The sequence below is a fragment of the Burkholderia sp. BCC1993 genome, assembly GCF_905339865.1.
In the GTDB taxonomy this organism is placed as follows: Bacteria; Pseudomonadota; Gammaproteobacteria; order Burkholderiales; family Burkholderiaceae; genus Burkholderia.
Map to the genome: position 1 here is coordinate 151,249 of NZ_CAJPGZ010000007.1, position 16,949 is coordinate 168,197.

The following is a 16,949-nucleotide window of genomic DNA, read 5'->3' on the forward strand; positions in this document are numbered from 1 at the left end:
TGATTTGATGCAGCTAAATATTGGGGATGCACGTTGTTCAAACCTCATCGCTTTGTACCTAAGACAGTTGCAGCGGCCGCGCTCGCCGCGCACGGCCTCGCGGCGCATGCAGCGGCACCGTTCGTGGTGCAAGACATCAAGATCGAGGGGTTGCAGCGCGTCGAAGCCGGTTCGGTGTTCGCCTACCTGCCGATCAAGCAGGGCGATACCTTCACCGACGACAAGGCATCCGAAGCAATCCGCGCGCTGTACGCGACGGGCTTCTTCAACGACGTGCGCATCGCCACCCAGGGCAACGTCGTGATCGTGCAGGTGCAGGAGCGTCCGGCCATCGCGTCGATCGACTTCACCGGCACGAAGGAATTCGACAAGGACAACCTGACGAAGGCGCTGCGCGCGGTCGGTCTGGCCGACGGCCGCTACTACGACAAGGCGCTCGTCGACAAGGCGGAGCAGGAGCTCAAGCGTCAGTACCTGACGCGCGGCTTCTATGCGGCCGAGGTCAAGACGACGATCACGCCGGTCGACGCGAACCGCGTGTCGATCCTGTTCGCGGTCGCCGAAGGCCCGAGCGCGAAGATCCGCCAGATCAACTTCATCGGCAACAAGGCGTTCAGCACCAGCACGCTGCGCGACGAAATGCAGCTGTCGACGCCGAACTGGTTCTCCTGGTACACGAAGAACGACCTGTACTCGAAGGAAAAGCTCACGGGCGACCTCGAGGCCGTGCGCTCGTACTACCTGAACCGCGGCTACCTCGAGTTCAACATCGAATCGACCCAGGTGTCGATCTCGCCCGACAAGAAGGACATGTACCTGACGGTCACGCTGCACGAAGGCGAGCCGTACACGGTGTCGGGCATCAAGCTGTCGGGCAACCTTCTCGATCGCGAAGCCGAACTGAACAAGCTGATCAAGATCAAGCCGGGCGATCGCTTCTCGGCCGAAAAGCTGCAGCAAACGACGAAGTCGATCGTCGACAAGCTCGGCGAATACGGCTACGCGTTCGCGACCGTCAACGCGCAGCCGGACATCGACCAGGCGAACCACAAGGTGAACCTGAACCTCGTCGTCGATCCGAGCCGCCGCGTGTACGTGCGCCGCATCAACGTGGTCGGCAACACGCGCACGCGCGACGAAGTCGTGCGCCGCGAAATGCGCCAGCTCGAAAGCTCGTGGTTCGATTCGAACCGCCTCGCGCTGTCGAAGGACCGCGTGAACCGTCTCGGCTACTTCACCAACGTCGACGTGACGACGTTGCCGGTCGAAGGCACGAACGACCAGGTCGACGTGAACGTGAAGGTCGACGAAAAGCCGACCGGCGCGATCACGCTGGGCGCGGGCTTCTCGTCGACGGACAAGGTGGTGCTGTCGGCCGGCGTATCGCAGGACAACGTGTTCGGCTCGGGCACGAGCCTGTCGGTGAACGTCAACACCGCGAAGAGCTACCGCACGCTGACCGTCACGCAGGTCGACCCGTACTTCACGGTCGACGGCATCAAGCGGATCACGGACGTCTACTACCGCACGTACCAGCCGCTTTACTACTCGACCAGCTCGAGCTTCCGGATCATCAGCGCGGGCGGCAACCTGAAGTTCGGCATTCCGTTCTCGGAAGTCGACACCGTCTACTTCGGCGCGGGCTTCGAGCAGAACCGTCTCGACGTCGACTCGAACACGCCGCAGAGCTACCAGGATTACGTGAACGAGTTCGGCCGCGTGTCGAACACGGTGCCGCTGACGGTGGCATGGTCGCGCGACGCGCGTGACAGTGCGCTGATCCCGAGCCGCGGCTACTTCACGCAGGCGAACGTCGAATACGGCGTGCCGGTCGGCAAGATCCAGTACTACAAGGCCGACCTGCAGGCGCAGTACTACTATTCGTTCTCGCGCGGCTTCATCCTGGGCCTGAACCTGCAAGGCGGCTACGGTAACGGCATCGGCAACCCGTACCCGATCTTCAAGAACTACTACGCGGGCGGTATCGGCTCCGTGCGTGGCTACGAGCCGAGCTCGCTGGGCCCGCGCGACACGAAGACGAACGACCCGATCGGCGGCTCGAAGATGCTGGTCGGCAACATCGAGCTGACGTTCCCGCTGCCGGGCACCGGCTACGACCGCACGCTGCGCGTGTTCACGTTCCTCGACGGCGGTAACGTGTGGGGCAACGCGCCGGGTGGCACGAGTACCGGCGCGAACGGCCTGCGTTACGGCTACGGTGTGGGTCTCGCGTGGATCTCGCCGATCGGCCCGCTGAAGCTGAGCCTCGGCTTCCCACTGCAGAAGCACGAAGGCGATCAGTACCAGAAATTCCAGTTCCAGATCGGGACGGCGTTCTGATCGAACGCATGACAACAGTAACGAGAGGGTAATTTTGCTAACCGGTAAGTTTTCGAAACGAGTGATGTGTGCGCTGACCGTTGCGCTGGCCTTGGGCGCGGCGACGGCGCATGCTCAGGACGTCGCCCGCATCGCGGCGGTCAATTCGGATCGGATCCTGCGCGAGTCGGCGCCCGCCAAGGTGGCGCAGACGAAGCTCGAAGCCGAGTTCGCGAAGCGCGACAAGGATCTGCAGGACCTCGCGGCGCGCCTGAAGTCGATGTCCGATTCGCTGGACAAGAACGGTGCGTCGCTGTCGGCGGCCGATCGCGCGCAGAAGCAGCGCGATCTCGCGCAGCTCGACACCGACTTCCAGCGCAAGCAGCGCGAGTTTCGCGAAGACCTGAACCAGCGCCGCAACGAGGAACTCGCGGCGGTGCTGGAGCGTGCGAACAGGGTCATCAAGCAGATCGCCGAGCAGCAGAATTACGACCTGATCGTGCAGGAAGCCGTGTACGTCAGCCCGCGCATCGACATCACCGACAAGGTGCTCAAGGCGCTCGCGTCCGGCTCGACGAACTGAACGGAGCAGACGACGAATGGCATTGACGCTTGAGGCACTCGTAAAGCGGTTCGGCGGCGAGATCGCCGGCGACGCCCAGTGCAAGGTGGGCGGCCTCGCGCCGCTCGACCAGGCAGGCCCTCAGCAACTCGCGTTTCTCGCGAATCCGAAGTACCTGTCGCAGGTCGAGGCGACCCGCGCCGGCGCGGTGCTGATCGCGCCGAAGGATCTCGAAAAGCTGGGTGCGGCCGCTCATGGCCGCAACTTCATCGTGACGCCGAATCCGTACGCGTACTTCGCGCGCGTCGCGCAGATGTTCATCGATCTCGCCACGCCGCCGCGCGCGGCCGGCGTGCATCCGAGCGCGACGATCGATCCGGCCGCGCAGGTCGCCGCGAGCGCGGTGATCGGCCCGCACGTGACGGTTGAGGCCGGCGCGGTGATCGAAGACAACGTGCAGCTCGACGCGAACGTGTTCGTCGGCCGCGGCACGACGATCGGCGCCGGCTCGCACCTGTATCCGAACGCCTCGGTGTACCACGGCTGCAAGATCGGCCCGCGCGCGATCATCCATTCCGGTGCCGTGATCGGTTCCGACGGCTTCGGCTTCGCGCCGGATTTCGTCGGCGACGGCGACGCGCGCACCGGCAGCTGGGTCAAGATCCCGCAGGTCGGCGGCGTGTCGGTCGGCCCGGACGTCGAGATCGGCGCGAACACGACGATCGACCGCGGCGCGATGGCGGACACCGTCATCGAAGAATGCGTGAAGATCGACAACCAGGTGCAGATCGCCCACAACTGCCGGATCGGTGCCTACACGGTGATCGCCGGCAAGGCGGGCATCGCGGGCAGCACGACGATCGGCCGTCACTGCATGATCGGCGGCGCGGCGGGGATCGCCGGCCACGTGACGCTCGGCGACTATGTCATCATCACGGCGAATTCGGGCGTGTCGAAGTCGCTGCCGAAGGCCGGCATCTACACGAGCGCGTTCCCGGCCGTCGACCACGGCGAATGGAACCGGAGCGCCGCGCTCGTGCGCAACCTCGACAAGCTGCGCGACCGCATCAAGGCGCTCGAAACCGCGCTGGCCGCCCAGGGCGGCACGGAAGCCTGACCGACACCATGCGAGACCACGAACCGGGCACGGCCAGCGCATCCGGCCCGGTTTGCCAGACTGGGCCGCACGGCGGCCCGCTTCAGCCTTTGCATCACCACCGCGCAGCCTCTGCGTGAGACGAACCATCATGAGCACTGAAAAAATCAATCTCGACATCCACAAGATCCTCACGCTGCTGCCGCATCGCTATCCGATTCTGCTCGTCGATCGCGTGCTCGAACTCGAGCCGCACAAAGGCATCAAAGCGCTGAAGAACGTGTCGATCAACGAGCCGTTCTTCCAGGGGCACTTCCCGAAGCGGCCGGTGATGCCGGGTGTGCTGATCCTCGAGGCGCTCGCTCAGGCGGCCGCGCTGCTGACGTTTTCGGAAGAGCAGCCGAAGGATCCGGAAAACACGCTGTACTACTTCGTCGGGATCGACGGTGCGCGCTTCAAGCGTGTGGTCGAACCGGGCGACCAGCTGATTCTGAACGTGACGTTCGAACGTTACATCCGCGGCATCTGGAAGTTCAAGGCAGTGGCGGAAGTGGACGGCAAGGTGGCGGCGGAAGCCGAACTGATGTGCACGGTCAAGACGGCCGACGCGGCGCCCTGAGCGACGCGGCACGCATGAGTAACGTAACGCGGGCAACGCGACACATCACATCGAGAGGCAACGGCGCATGACCAGGATTCATCCTACCGCGATCGTCGAACCGGGCGCACAGATCGACGAGTCCGTCGAGATCGGGCCGTACGCGATCGTCGGGCCGCACGTCACGATCGGCGCGCGTACGACGGTCGGCTCGCACAGCGTGATCGAAGGTCACACGACGCTCGGCGAGGACAACCGCATCGGCCATTACGCGTCGGTGGGCGGCCGTCCGCAGGACATGAAGTACAAGGACGAGCCGACGAAGCTCGTGATCGGCAACCGCAACACGATCCGCGAATTCACGACGATCCACACCGGCACCGTGCAGGACGTCGGCGTGACGACGCTCGGCGACGACAACTGGATCATGGCCTATGTGCACATCGGCCATGATTGCCGCGTCGGCAACAACGTGATCCTGTCGAGCAACGCGCAGATGGCCGGTCACGTCGAGATCGGCGACTTTGCGATCGTCGGCGGGATGTCGGGCGTGCACCAGTTCGTGCGCATCGGCGCGCACTCGATGCTGGGCGGCGCCTCGGCGCTCGTGCAGGACGTGCCGCCGTTCGTGATCGCGGCCGGCAACAAGGCCGAGCCGCACGGCATCAACGTCGAAGGCCTGCGCCGGCGTGGTTTCTCGCCCGACGCGATCTCGGCGCTGCGCAGCGCGTACCGCCTGCTGTACAAGAACGGCCTGTCGCTCGAGGAAGCGAAGGTGCAGTTGCGCGAGCTGGCGGCCGCGGGCGGCGAAGGCGACGCAGCGGTCACCGCGCTCGTCGAGTTCATCGACGCGTCCCAACGCGGCATCATCCGCTAAGCGATGTCGCTCCCGACCAATCAGCTCCGGCTCGCGATGGTGGCCGGCGAGCCGTCGGGCGACCTGCTCGCGGCATCGCTGCTCGGCGGGCTTCAAGCGCGGCTGCCCGAATCGACCCGCTACTACGGGATCGGCGGGCAGCGGATGCTTGCACACGGCTTCGACTCGCACTGGCAGATGGACAAGCTGACGGTGCGCGGCTACGTCGAGGCGCTCGGCCAGATTCCCGAGATCCTGCGGATACGCGGCGAGCTGAAGCGCCAGCTGCTCGCGGAGCGGCCCGACGCATTCATCGGCGTCGACGCGCCCGATTTCAACTTCAACGTGGAGCAGGCCGCGCGCGACGCGGGCATCCCGTCGATCCACTTCGTGTGCCCGTCGATCTGGGCGTGGCGCGGCGGGCGGATCAAGAAGATCGCGAAGTCCGTCGACCACATGCTGTGCCTGTTCCCGTTCGAACCGGCGATCCTCGACAAGGCGGGCGTCGCGTCGACGTATGTCGGCCACCCGCTGGCCGACGAGATTCCGCTCGAGCCCGACACGCACGGCGCGCGCATCGCGCTCGGCCTGCCGGCCGAGGGCCCCGTGATCGCGGTGCTGCCGGGCAGCCGGCGCTCGGAGATCGGGCTGATCGGCCCGACGTTCTTCGCCGCGATGGCGCTGATGCAGCAGCGCGAGCCCGGCGTGCGGTTCGTGATGCCGGCGGCGACGCCCGCGCTGCGCGAACTGCTGCAGCCGCTCGTCGACGCTCATCCGCAACTCGCGCTGACGATCACCGACGGCCGCTCGCAGGTCGCGATGACGGCCGCCGACGCGATCCTCGTGAAGAGCGGCACCGTCACGCTGGAAGCCGCGCTGCTGAAGAAGCCGATGGTGATCTCGTACAAGGTGCCCTGGCTGACCGGACAGATCATGCGCCGGCAGGGCTATCTGCCGTACGTCGGCTTGCCGAACATCCTGGCGGGGCGCTTCGTCGTGCCCGAGCTGCTGCAGCATTTCGCGACGCCCGAGGCGCTCGCCGATGCGACGCTCACGCAGCTGCGCGACGACGCGAACCGCCGCACGCTGACCGAAGTGTTTACCGAAATGCATCTCTCGCTGCGGCAGAACACGGCCGCGAAGGCGGCCGAAGCGGTCGTGCGCGTACTCGAGCAACGCAAGGGGCGCGCATGACGGCAGCCCGTGCACCACGCCGCCGCGCGTCGACCGACGTGCAGGGCGGTTTCGACTTCAGCCGGCCCGACGAGATCGTCTGCGGCGTCGACGAAGCGGGCCGCGGCCCGCTCGCGGGGCCGGTGGTCGCCGCCGCGGTGATCCTCGATCCCGCGCAGCCGATCGACGGGCTCGACGATTCGAAGGCGCTGTCCGCGAAAAAGCGCGACGCGCTGTACGACCTGATCGTCGCGCGCGCGCGCGCGTATTGCGTCGCGTCGGCGAGCGTCGACGAAATCGACACGCTCAACATCCTGCACGCGACGATGCTTGCGATGAAGCGGGCCGTCGAAGGCCTGTCGGTGCTGCCGACGCTCGCGCAGATCGACGGCAACCGCTGTCCGACGCTGATGGTGCGCGCCGAGGCGATCGTCAGCGGCGACGCGCTCGTGCCGAGCATCTCGGCCGCGTCGATTCTCGCGAAGGTCACGCGCGACCGCATGCTCGTCGAGCTGCACGAACGCTTCCCGGTGTACGGGTTCAACGTGCATGCGGGCTACGGCACCGAGAAACATCTTGCCGCGCTGCGCGAGCACGGCCCGTGCGAAGCGCATCGGCGCTCGTTCGCACCCGTGCGCGCGGCACTCGACCTGATTCGATGAAAAGCATTACTTCCCGCGACAACCCGCTGTACAAGCGCCTGAAGGCGCTTGCGGGTTCGACGTCCCAGCAGCGCCGCGGCGGCCAGGCGCTGCTCGAAGGTTTTCACCTCGCCAGCGCGTATCTCGATACGGGCGCGATACCCGAGCTGTGCGTCGCCACCGAAGGCGCGCTCGCGCACGACGAAGCGCAGGCGATCATCGCGCGCGTCGACGCGCAGCGGGTCGTCACGCTGCCCGATGCGCTGTTCGGACAACTGTCGAACGTGGTCAGCGGCGTCGGTTTCCTGCTGCTCGTCGATCGTCCCGCGCAGCCGCTGCCGGAGCGTGTCGCGCACACGTCGGTCGTGCTCGACGGCGTGCAGGACGCCGGCAACGTCGGCTCGATCCTGCGCAGCGCGGCCGCGGCCGGTGTGCAGCACGTGTTCTGTGCACCGGGCACTGCCTATGCGTGGTCGTCGAAGGTGCTGCGCTCGGGAATGGGCGCGCACTTCCTGCTGTCGATCCACGAGGATGTCGAGGCCGGTGCGCTCGCCGAACGCCTCGACGTGCCGGTCGCGCTGACCGATTCGCATGGCGCGCAGGCGATCTACGACTGCGACCTGGCCGGGCCCGTCGCATGGGTGTTCGGCAACGAGGGCGCCGGCGTGTCGGCGTTCTGGCGCGACGTGGCCACGCATCGCGTGACGATCCCGCAGCCGGGCGGCATGGAGTCGCTGAATGTGGCGGCGGCGGCGGCGGTGTGCCTGTTCGAGCAGGTGCGGCAGCAGCGGCACGCATGACATGATGACGTGACGCGCGGCGTTGCCCGCGCGGTATCCCGCACCACGAAACAAGGCCGCGTTCGACGCGGCCTTGTTGCTTTTGGCAACGGCGGCCCGGCGGCCGCCCGTGCGCCGGTCGTCAGTACGACTGCCGGTCGAGACGGATTTCCTGCAGGATCGTCGTCGCGATCTCCTCGATCGACTTGTGCGTCGACGACAGCCACTTGATCCCTTCGCGGCGCATCATCGCTTCGGCCTCGTTGATCTCGTAGCGGCAATTCTCGGGCGCCGCGTACTTGCTGCCGGGGCGGCGCTCGTTGCGGATCTCCGACAGGCGCTGCGGATCGATCGACAGCCCGAACAGCTTGTCGCGATGCGGCGACAGCGCCGACGGCAGCTTGCCGCGCTCGAAGTCTTCCGGAATCAGCGGATAGTTGGCAGCCTTCACGCCGTATTGCATCGCGAGATACAGGCTCGTCGGCGTCTTGCCGCTGCGCGACACGCCGACCAGGATCACATCGGCTTCCGACAGGTTGCGGTTCGACTGGCCGTCGTCGTGCGCGAGCGAGAAGTTGATCGCCTCGATCCGCGTCTTGTATTCCTCGGTATCGGCGTTCTGGTGGCCGCGGCCCATCGCGTGGCTCGACTTCAGCTCCAGTTCCTGCTCGAGCGGCTCGACGAAGCGCTGGAACATGTCCAGCACGAGCGCGTTCGAGCGCTTGACGATGTCGTTCGACTCGCTGTCGACGAGCGTCGTGAACACGATCGCGCGGCGGCCGTCGTGCACCGCGGCTTCGTTGATCTTCTCGACGGTCGAAAAGGCCTTGTCGAGCGAGTCGACGAACGGCACGCGCACGAGGCGGAATTTCTGGTCGAACTGGGAGAGGATCGAGTGCGCGAAGGTTTCGGCAGTGATCCCGGTGCCGTCGGAGACGATGAAAACGGTAGGCAGCATGAATCTGGGCGTCGAGCGTGAAGGGCGGTTGCGCGGGCGGCTGGAGGTCCGCCTCCAGGCATAGTGACAAGGTCGCGCCACATCCGGCAGCCGGCACGGTAGAATAGCGGCAACCTGTTGGATAAGCAATTGCGGGGGCGGGGTGCGAACGGCACGCCAGGCTTGCCGCGAACGTTTCCAGAACTCCCGGCAAGTTCGGCGATTCGTCTGAATATATCGCCTTTCTGCCGGGATTTTTGCAAATCGGGTCGGAAGATTTTCCGCCTGCGATTGTTTCTCCAACAGGTTGCGCAAGACGCGCCGCGCCTTTTTGCAAGCGCCCGCGTCCGAGCCCACTTGCGCAATCGAGCATTTTTTTCACACTTAGGGGCTTGTATGACTAACGCAGCAAACGTCGCAAAGGACCAGGCGTATGTAATCCCGTTCGAGCAGTTGCGGATGACCGATGTGGAGATCGTGGGCGGCAAGAATGCGTCGCTCGGCGAGATGATCAGCCAGCTTTCCGAAGCAGGCGTTCGCGTACCCACCGGTTTCGCCACGACCGCGCTCGCATTCCGCGATTTCCTCAAGCACAACGATCTGACCGATCGCATCGCCAAGCGTCTCGAGTCGCTCGACATCGACGACGTGAAGGCGCTCGCCGAAGCCGGTGCCGAAATCCGCAAGTGGATCGTCGACGCGCCGATGCAGGCACGTCTCGAGGAGGAAATCCGCGCACAGTTCGAAATCCTGAAGAACGGCTCGCCGGGCGAGCTGTCGTTCGCCGTGCGTTCGTCCGCGACCGCGGAAGACCTGCCCGACGCCTCGTTCGCCGGTCAGCAGGAGTCGTATCTGAACGTCGTCGGCATCGACGACGTGCTCGATCGCATGAAGCACGTGTTCGCGTCGCTGTACAACGACCGCGCGATCTCGTACCGCGTGCACAAGGGTTTCACGCACGCTGAAGTCGCGCTGTCGGCCGGTGTGCAGCGCATGGTCCGCTCGGACGTCGGCGCGGCCGGCGTGATGTTCACGATCGACACCGAATCGGGCTTCAAGGACGCCGTGTTCATCACGTCGAGCTACGGCCTGGGCGAAACCGTCGTGCAGGGCGCCGTGAACCCGGACGAGTTCTACGTGTTCAAGACGACGCTCGCACAGGACAAGTACCCGATCATCCGCCGCTCGATCGGCTCGAAGCTGATCAAGATGGAATTCACGCAGCCGGGCGAGCCGGGCCGCGTGAAGACGGTCGACGTGCCGCACGAGCAGCGCAACCGCTACTCGATCACCGACGAAGACGTGATCGAGCTCGCGAAGTACGCGGTCATCATCGAGAAGCACTACCAGCGTCCGATGGACATCGAGTGGGGCAAGGACGGCCGCGACGGCAAGATCTTCATCCTGCAGGCGCGTCCGGAAACGGTGAAGAGCCAGGCGAGCGGCAAGGCCGAGCAGCGCTTCAAGCTGAAGGGCCAGTCGCAGGTGCTGGCAACGGGCCGCGCGATCGGCCAGAAGATCGGCGCGGGCCCCGTGCGCGTGATCCAGGACCCGTCGGAAATGGAACGCGTGCAGCCGGGCGACGTGCTGGTGGCGGACATGACCGACCCGAACTGGGAGCCGGTGATGAAGCGTGCGGCGGCGATCGTCACGAACCGTGGCGGCCGCACCTGCCACGCGGCGATCATCGCGCGTGAGCTCGGCGTGCCGGCAGTCGTCGGCTGCGGCGACGCGACCGACATCCTGAAGGACGGCGCGCTCGTCACGGTGTCGTGCGCGGAAGGCGACGAAGGCAAGATCTACGACGGGCTGCTCGAGACGGAAGTCACGGAAGTGCAGCGCGGCGAGCTGCCGGAAATCCCGGTCAAGATCATGATGAACGTCGGCAACCCGCAGCTCGCGTTCGACTTCTCGCAGCTGCCGAACGGTGGTGTTGGCCTCGCGCGTCTCGAGTTCATCATCAACAACAACATCGGCGTGCACCCGAAGGCGATCCTCGAGTACCCGAACATCGACCAGGACCTGAAGAAGGCAGTCGAGAGCGTCGCGCGCGGTCACGCGTCGCCGCGCCAGTTCTACGTCGACAAGCTGACGGAAGGCGTCGCGACGATCGCCGCGGCGTTCTATCCGAAGCCCGTGATCGTGCGTCTGTCCGACTTCAAGTCGAACGAGTACAAGAAGCTGATCGGCGGTTCGCGCTACGAGCCGGACGAGGAAAACCCGATGCTGGGCTTCCGCGGCGCGTCGCGCTACATCGCTGAAGACTTCGCGCAGGCGTTCGAGATGGAGTGCCGTGCACTGAAGCGCGTGCGCGACGAGATGGGCCTGACCAACGTCGAGATCATGGTGCCGTTCGTGCGTACCGTGAAGCAGGCGGAGCGCGTCGTCGGCCTGCTCGAGAAGTTCGGCCTGAAGCGCGGCGAGAACGGCCTGCGCCTCGTGATGATGTGTGAAGTCCCGACCAACGCGATCCTCGCCGAAGAGTTCCTCGAGCACTTCGACGGTTTCTCGATCGGTTCGAACGACCTCACGCAGCTCACGCTCGGCCTCGACCGCGACTCGGGCATGGAACTGCTGGCCGTCGACTTCGACGAACGCGACCCGGCCGTCAAGTTCCTGCTCAAGCGTGCGATCGATACCTGCCGCAAGATGGGCAAGTACGTCGGCATCTGCGGCCAGGGGCCGTCCGATCACCCGGACTTCGCGCAATGGCTGACCGACGAAGGCATCGTGTCGATCTCGCTGAACCCGGACACGATCATCGATACGTGGCAAGCGCTCGCCAACCGGAAGTAACGGTCGGTAACGCAGCTTCGACGAAAGGGCGGTTCACCGCGCTTTCGTTGAAGGCAAAATGCAAGGTTCATGCTATAAACACCCCGGTAAGCACCGGGGTGTTTTTTTTCGTCGGTACGCGCCGCGTTGCGTCATGCGTGTCGACCGCGACCCACGGGCGCGCACAGCGAATATAGTGAGCAGCGGGGACGTTTTTCGGGAGACCACAATGATGTCGGGGCATCTGTTCTGGTGGGTCGGAGTCGGCGTGCTGGTCGTCGCCGAATTGCTGACCGGCACGTTCTATCTGCTGATGATCGCGCTCGGCTTTCTCGCGGGCGCGCTGCTGCAGCTCGCCGGTTTCGCGCCGCACGTGCAGTTCGGTGCGGCCGCCGTGGTCGCGATCGTCGCGATGATCGTGCTGCGCCGCTCGGGGCTCGGGCGCAAGCAGAAGCGCGACACGTCGACGAATCCGGACGTCAATCTCGATATCGGCGCGACCGTCACGGTCGACGCGTGGCACGACCGCCGCGCGCGCGTGCAGTATCGCGGCGCCGACTGGGACGTCGAACTCGCGGCCGGCGAGCGCGACGATGCACGCGTGTATCAGGTGCGTGCCGTGCGCGGCAACAGTCTCGTCGTCATCGCGAAGCCCGCGGGCTGATCGTCCACTGATACAACAAGGAGGGAATATTTCATGGATTCGCTGATCATCTGGGTCGTCCTGCTCGTCATCGCCATCGTGCTCGTGTCGAAGACGGTGAAGATCGTGCCGCAGCAGCATGCGTGGGTGCTCGAACGCTTCGGGCGCTATCACGCGACGCTGTCGCCCGGTCTCAATATCGTGCTGCCGTTCGTCGACCGGATCGCCTACCGGCACGTGCTGAAGGAAATTCCGCTCGACGTGCCGAGCCAGGTCTGCATCACGCGCGACAACACGCAGCTGCAGGTCGACGGCGTGCTGTACTTCCAGGTGACCGATCCGATGAAGGCGTCGTACGGGTCGAGCAACTTCGTGCTCGCGATCACGCAGCTCGCGCAGACGACGCTGCGCTCGGTGGTCGGCAAGCTCGAACTCGACAAGACCTTCGAGGAACGCGACTTCATCAACCACAACATCGTGTCGGCGCTCGACCAGGCTGCTGCGAACTGGGGGGTGAAGGTGCTGCGCTACGAGATCAAGGACCTGACGCCGCCAAAGGAGATCCTCCACGCGATGCAGGCGCAGATCACCGCCGAGCGGGAAAAGCGCGCGCTGATCGCCGCCTCCGAAGGCCGCAAGCAGGAGCAGATCAACCTCGCGTCGGGCGCGCGCGAAGCGGCGATCCAGAAGTCGGAAGGCGAGCGGCAGGCCGCGATCAACCAGGCGCAGGGCGAGGCGGCCGCGATTCTCGCGGTGGCCGAGGCGAACGCGCAGGCCATCCAGAAGATCGCGAACGCGATCCAGTCGCAGGGCGGGATGGATGCCGTGAACCTGAAGGTCGCCGAGCAGTACGTCGGCGCGTTCTCGAACCTCGCGAAACAGGGCAATACGCTGATCGTGCCGGCGAACCTGTCGGATCTCGGCACCGCGATCGCGTCCGCGCTGACCATCGTCAAGAACGCGGCACCAGCGGCGAGCGGGCGGGGCTGAGCGGCAAGCGCGGGTTACGCGTGCCGGCGGTCGTCACGAGCGTCGCCGGGTGTGCGCTGCTCGTGCGCCCGGCATGCGCCCGGTATGTGCCGGCCATGTGCCCGTTATGTGCCCGTTATGTGCCCGTTATGTGCCCGTTATGTGCCCGGCATGCGGCGAATCGTCGCGCGACCTCGCCGCGATCGTGCCCGCATGTCAGCAGTGCAGACCGCGTAGCGGTTCGTCCCGGAAGGCGAGCGGCGGTCCGGCCGGCGCTCATGCGCATCGCACCACACAAAGCAACACGGCCCGCTTCGAGCGGGCCGTGTCGTTTGTGAGACGAACCTCGGCGTTCAGGTGCCGGCGCGCATGATGCGCGCCTTTTCGCGTTCCCAGTCGCGCTTCTTCTCGGTTTCGCGCTTGTCGTGCAGCTTCTTGCCCTTCGCGAGCGCGATGTCGCATTTCACGCGACCGCCCTTGTAGTGGAAATTCAGCGGCACGAGCGTGTAGCCACGCTGCTCGACCTTGCCGATCAGTTTCTTGATTTCGTCACGGTGCAGCAGCAGCTTGCGCGTGCGGACCGGATCGGGCTTGATGTGCGTCGAGGCTTCGGGCAGCGGGCTGATGTGGGTGCCGATCAGGAAGATCTCGGCGTTCTTCACCACGACGTAGCCTTCCTTGATCTGGCCGCGCCCGGCGCGCAGCGCCTTGACTTCCCAGCCCTCGAGCACGAGCCCCGCCTCGTAGCGTTCCTCGATGTGATAATCGAAGTGCGCTTTCCTGTTGTCGATGATGCTCATGAAAGGATCGGGCCAACTCGTTTAAAATCACGATTTTAGCAAAGCAGGGCGGGAATCGCCCGGCTTGCGTTCTCACTTCAAGCGATGCCGCGCGATTTATGGCAGATGTCCAGAAAACCGTATTGATCCGTCATTCGGCGGAACAGATGTTCGACCTCGTCACCGACGTGGCCGATTACCCCAATTTCCTGCCCTGGTGCGGCGGCGTCGAGATCCGCCGTCAGGACGACAGCGGGATGGAAGCGCGCATCGACATCAACTTCAAGGGCATCAAGCAGCATTTCGCGACGCGCAACACGCAGCAGCGCCCGACGCGGATCGACATGGAGTTCGCGGACGGCCCGTTCCGGAAGTTCACGGGCTCGTGGCGCTTCATCCCGCTGCGCGCCGATGCGTGCAAGATCGAATTCGCGCTGCACTACGAGTTCTCGAGCATCCTGCTCGAGAAGATCATCGGGCCGGTGTTCAGCCATATCGCGAACACGTTCGTCGATTCGTTCGTCAAGCGCGCCGACCAGCGCTACGGGAAGGGGTGACGCGATGCTGTCGATCGAAGTCTGCTACGCGCTGCCGGATCGCCAGACGCTGATTCCGGTGTCGCTGCCCGAAGGCGCGACCGTGCGCGCGGCGATCGACGCGAGCGGCGTGCTCGCGCTGCACCCGGAAATCGACCTCGCGCACGCGAAGACCGGCATATTCGGCAAGCTCGCACCGCTCGACGCGCCGCTCGCCGACCACGACCGCGTCGAGATCTACCGCCCGTTGATCGTCGATCCGAAGCTCGCGCGTCAGCGGCGCGTCGACAAGACCCGCCGCGAGGGCTCCGTCGAGGGCCGCAAGTGGATGCACAAGGACGCGCGCTGACGCGTCGCGTCGGCGTCGCTTCATCTTCTCCGTTCCGATTCCTCAGACCAGGCGCGGCTGCGCTCAGTGCGCCGTGACGTTCGCGTTCACGGCCGCGCTGCCGGGCGTATTGCCGCCCGCATGCGTGTCGTTGTGCCGGCGCACCGACCCGTAGACGCCCGCCAGCAGCAGGGCGAGCGCCACGATCTCGAGTACGCGCGGCATCCGCTGGTCGTAGACGAACGCATAGAGCATCGCGAACACGGTTTCGAACACGATCAACTGGCCGGACAGCGTGAGCGGCAGCCGCTTCGACGCCGCGTTCCACAGTCCGTTGCCGAGCCACGACGCGCCGATCGCAAGCACGAGGTTCAGCAGCCAGAACAGGTGCCAGCGCGATGCCGGGACGGCGGCCTGCACCGTGCCGGCCGGCAGCGCGAGGATCGCGAGCCAGCAGAGGCCGCCGATCAGGCCCGTCACCACACCCCACAGCACCGACCACTCGTTACCGCCGAAATGAGGGTGGCGCTGCAGGTAGCGCGTGTTCGCGACCGCGTACCAGGTCCAGCTCGCGAGCGCGCCGGTTGCGCACGCGATGCCCGCGAGCTTCTGGCCGAGCGTCGTCGCCTGCGCGGCTTCCGACGTGAAGAGGTCGACGTTGATGCAGACGATGCCGGCGATCACCAGCGCGAGCGGGGCGGCGAGGCGCCGCAGCGGCACCGCGCCGTGGTCGCCGAGGCCCGCGAGCGTGACGGTCACGGGCAGCACGCCGACGATCAGCGAGCTGGGTGCGATGCCGATCAGGTGCACGGCACCGGACAGCAGCATGTAGTACGCAACGTTGCCGATCAGCGCGAGCTTCGCGAGCGCGACGAGATCCTCGCGCGTCAGCCGGGCGAGCAGCGAGCGGGCGGCCGGCAGGGCCGCCGCCAGCGACACGAGGCCGTACATCGCATAGCGGCCCGCGCTCAGCAGCAGCGGGGAGAAGTCGGTCATCAGCCGCGGCACGAGAAAGACCATTCCCCACAACGCGCCCGCGAGGACGCCATACACCACACCGCGCTGCATCGACTGCTCCGAACGAAAGACTGATGAGCGCGCATCTTAACGACGGCGGCGTGACCGCGTCTTGTTCATTCCTGCACTCGGGAGCGGGGTGGGGGTAGGCATCGGCGGTAAGCGCCGCCGCGATCCGGTCCTGTTTACCGGGGGCTGCGGCGGGTCGGGTTGCCCTTCGACGATCGACTGATCACCGCTCGACCGGCTCGGCCGCCGCCGCACTGTCGCCGGCCGCGCGTGCCCGCGCGGGGCGGCGCACGGTGCGCAGCTTGCCGCTGTTGCCGCCGCCGCAGTAGAAGAGGTCGCGGCCGTCGGACTCCAGCCCCGACACGCCGACGCCGGGCGGCATGTCGACCTGTTCGAGCACTTGCCCGGTGCGCGGGTCGATCCGCCGCAACGCGCTCTCGTCCGCTTCCCAGGTGCCGTGCCACAGCTCGCCGTCGACCCACGTCACGCCGGTGACGAAGCGGTTCGATTCGATCGTGCGCAGCACCGCGCCCGATTGCGGATCCACCTGATGAATCTTGCGTTCGCGGTACTGGCCGACCCACAGCGTGCCTTCCGCCCAGGCCAGCCCCGAATCGGCGCCGCCGCCGGGCGCGGGGATCGTCGCGAGCACGCGGCCGGAGTCGGGGTCGATCTTCTCGATGCGGTCCTCGACGATCTGGAACAGGTGGCGCCCGTCGAACGCGGTGCCTGCGTGCGCGGCGACGTCGAGTGCGCGCACGGTCGTGCCGCGTTCCGGGTCGAGCGCGTTCAGCTTGTCGCCGGACGCGAACCACACGTGCCGCCCGTCGAACGTGACGCCGTGTACGCCGTCGACGCCCGGGAACGGGCCGTATTCGCGGAGGATGTCTGCGGTGGAGCGTTTCATGTTTGTCACCTCGTCGTTGGTATCC

At 65.9% G+C, this 16,949-nt stretch carries 17 protein-coding genes; 13 read left to right on the plus strand and 4 right to left on the minus strand.

The genetic code is table 11. From position 1 onward, the window contains the following. The first annotated feature begins 33 nt into the window (after positions 1–33). The 8 genes from bamA to U4Y91_RS13420 all read left to right on the plus strand — a co-directional run bounded on the left by bamA (position 34) and on the right by U4Y91_RS13420 (position 8,045). Positions 34–2,340, plus strand: coding sequence for an outer membrane protein assembly factor BamA (gene bamA / locus U4Y91_RS13385; RefSeq protein ID WP_321805440.1), 2,307 nt, complete (start codon positions 34–36; stop codon positions 2,338–2,340). 64 nt (positions 2,341–2,404) lie between these two features. Then, the gene (locus tag U4Y91_RS13390) at positions 2,405–2,902 is read left to right on the plus strand and encodes an OmpH family outer membrane protein (protein ID WP_321805441.1); all 498 of its coding nucleotides are present in this window, start codon (positions 2,405–2,407) and stop codon (positions 2,900–2,902) included. A 16-nt stretch (positions 2,903–2,918) separates the two neighbouring features. Beyond that, complete coding sequence (gene lpxD / locus U4Y91_RS13395) at positions 2,919–3,998, plus strand: UDP-3-O-(3-hydroxymyristoyl)glucosamine N-acyltransferase (protein ID WP_321805442.1); 1,080 nt, start codon at positions 2,919–2,921, stop codon at positions 3,996–3,998. Positions 3,999–4,128: 130 nt separating this feature from the next. Next, the gene (gene fabZ, locus U4Y91_RS13400; protein ID WP_006402657.1) at positions 4,129–4,596 is read left to right on the plus strand and encodes a 3-hydroxyacyl-ACP dehydratase FabZ; all 468 of its coding nucleotides are present in this window, start codon (positions 4,129–4,131) and stop codon (positions 4,594–4,596) included. 67 nt (positions 4,597–4,663) lie between these two features. Continuing rightward, entirely contained in the window at positions 4,664–5,452 is a 789-nt protein-coding gene (gene lpxA, locus U4Y91_RS13405) for an acyl-ACP--UDP-N-acetylglucosamine O-acyltransferase (RefSeq protein ID WP_321805443.1), read from the plus strand. 3 nt (positions 5,453–5,455) lie between these two features. Continuing rightward, a complete protein-coding gene (lpxB, locus tag U4Y91_RS13410) occupies positions 5,456–6,625 on the plus strand; it encodes a lipid-A-disaccharide synthase (RefSeq protein ID WP_321805444.1) in 1,170 nt (389 codons plus the stop codon). Continuing rightward, the gene (rnhB, locus tag U4Y91_RS13415) at positions 6,622–7,266 is read left to right on the plus strand and encodes a ribonuclease HII (protein WP_321805445.1); all 645 of its coding nucleotides are present in this window, start codon (positions 6,622–6,624) and stop codon (positions 7,264–7,266) included. The genes lpxB and rnhB overlap by 4 nt, the downstream gene beginning before the upstream one ends. After that, positions 7,263–8,045 carry an RNA methyltransferase gene (locus tag U4Y91_RS13420; RefSeq protein ID WP_321805446.1) on the plus strand — a complete coding sequence of 261 codons (783 nt, stop codon included), beginning with the start codon at positions 7,263–7,265 and terminating at the stop codon, positions 8,043–8,045. Before rnhB ends, U4Y91_RS13420 begins: the two co-directional genes overlap by 4 nt. A 121-nt stretch (positions 8,046–8,166) precedes the next feature. Here the strand turns inward: U4Y91_RS13420 and U4Y91_RS13425 are convergent, their stop codons facing one another. Continuing rightward, positions 8,167–8,982 carry a pyruvate, water dikinase regulatory protein gene (locus U4Y91_RS13425; RefSeq protein ID WP_044843764.1) on the minus strand — a complete coding sequence of 272 codons (816 nt, stop codon included), beginning with the start codon at positions 8,980–8,982 and terminating at the stop codon, positions 8,167–8,169. A gap of 375 nt (positions 8,983–9,357) precedes the next feature. Here U4Y91_RS13425 and ppsA point away from each other — a divergent pair, with 375 nt between their 5' ends. From ppsA to U4Y91_RS13440, 3 genes are all read left to right on the plus strand, one after another. Next, positions 9,358–11,757, plus strand: a complete 2,400-nt coding sequence (gene ppsA, locus U4Y91_RS13430; protein WP_321805447.1) for a phosphoenolpyruvate synthase — start codon at positions 9,358–9,360, stop codon at positions 11,755–11,757. Between the two features lie 208 nt (positions 11,758–11,965). Beyond that, the gene (locus U4Y91_RS13435; RefSeq protein WP_044843762.1) at positions 11,966–12,400 is read left to right on the plus strand and encodes an NfeD family protein; all 435 of its coding nucleotides are present in this window, start codon (positions 11,966–11,968) and stop codon (positions 12,398–12,400) included. A gap of 33 nt (positions 12,401–12,433) precedes the next feature. Further along, the gene (locus tag U4Y91_RS13440; RefSeq protein ID WP_321805448.1) at positions 12,434–13,369 is read left to right on the plus strand and encodes an SPFH domain-containing protein; all 936 of its coding nucleotides are present in this window, start codon (positions 12,434–12,436) and stop codon (positions 13,367–13,369) included. Positions 13,370–13,701: 332 nt separating this feature from the next. On the opposite strand, the gene smpB is transcribed toward U4Y91_RS13440, so the two are convergent. Beyond that, positions 13,702–14,148 (minus strand): SsrA-binding protein SmpB, encoded by a 447-nt coding sequence (gene smpB, locus U4Y91_RS13445; protein WP_050012888.1) that lies wholly within the window; start codon positions 14,146–14,148, stop codon positions 13,702–13,704. Positions 14,149–14,246: 98 nt separating this feature from the next. On the opposite strand from smpB, the gene U4Y91_RS13450 reads away from it, so the two are divergent. Continuing rightward, a complete protein-coding gene (locus U4Y91_RS13450) occupies positions 14,247–14,684 on the plus strand; it encodes a type II toxin-antitoxin system RatA family toxin (RefSeq protein WP_044843759.1) in 438 nt (145 codons plus the stop codon). Between the two features lie 4 nt (positions 14,685–14,688). Continuing rightward, positions 14,689–15,012 (plus strand): RnfH family protein, encoded by a 324-nt coding sequence (locus U4Y91_RS13455; RefSeq protein WP_044843758.1) that lies wholly within the window; start codon positions 14,689–14,691, stop codon positions 15,010–15,012. 63 nt (positions 15,013–15,075) lie between these two features. Here U4Y91_RS13455 and U4Y91_RS13460 read toward each other — a convergent pair whose 3' ends face one another. Beyond that, positions 15,076–16,059, minus strand: a complete 984-nt coding sequence (locus U4Y91_RS13460; protein WP_321805449.1) for a DMT family transporter — start codon at positions 16,057–16,059, stop codon at positions 15,076–15,078. Positions 16,060–16,240: 181 nt separating this feature from the next. Continuing rightward, entirely contained in the window at positions 16,241–16,924 is a 684-nt protein-coding gene (locus U4Y91_RS13465; protein WP_321805450.1) for a glutamine cyclotransferase, read from the minus strand. Positions 16,925–16,949: the final 25 nt, after the last annotated feature.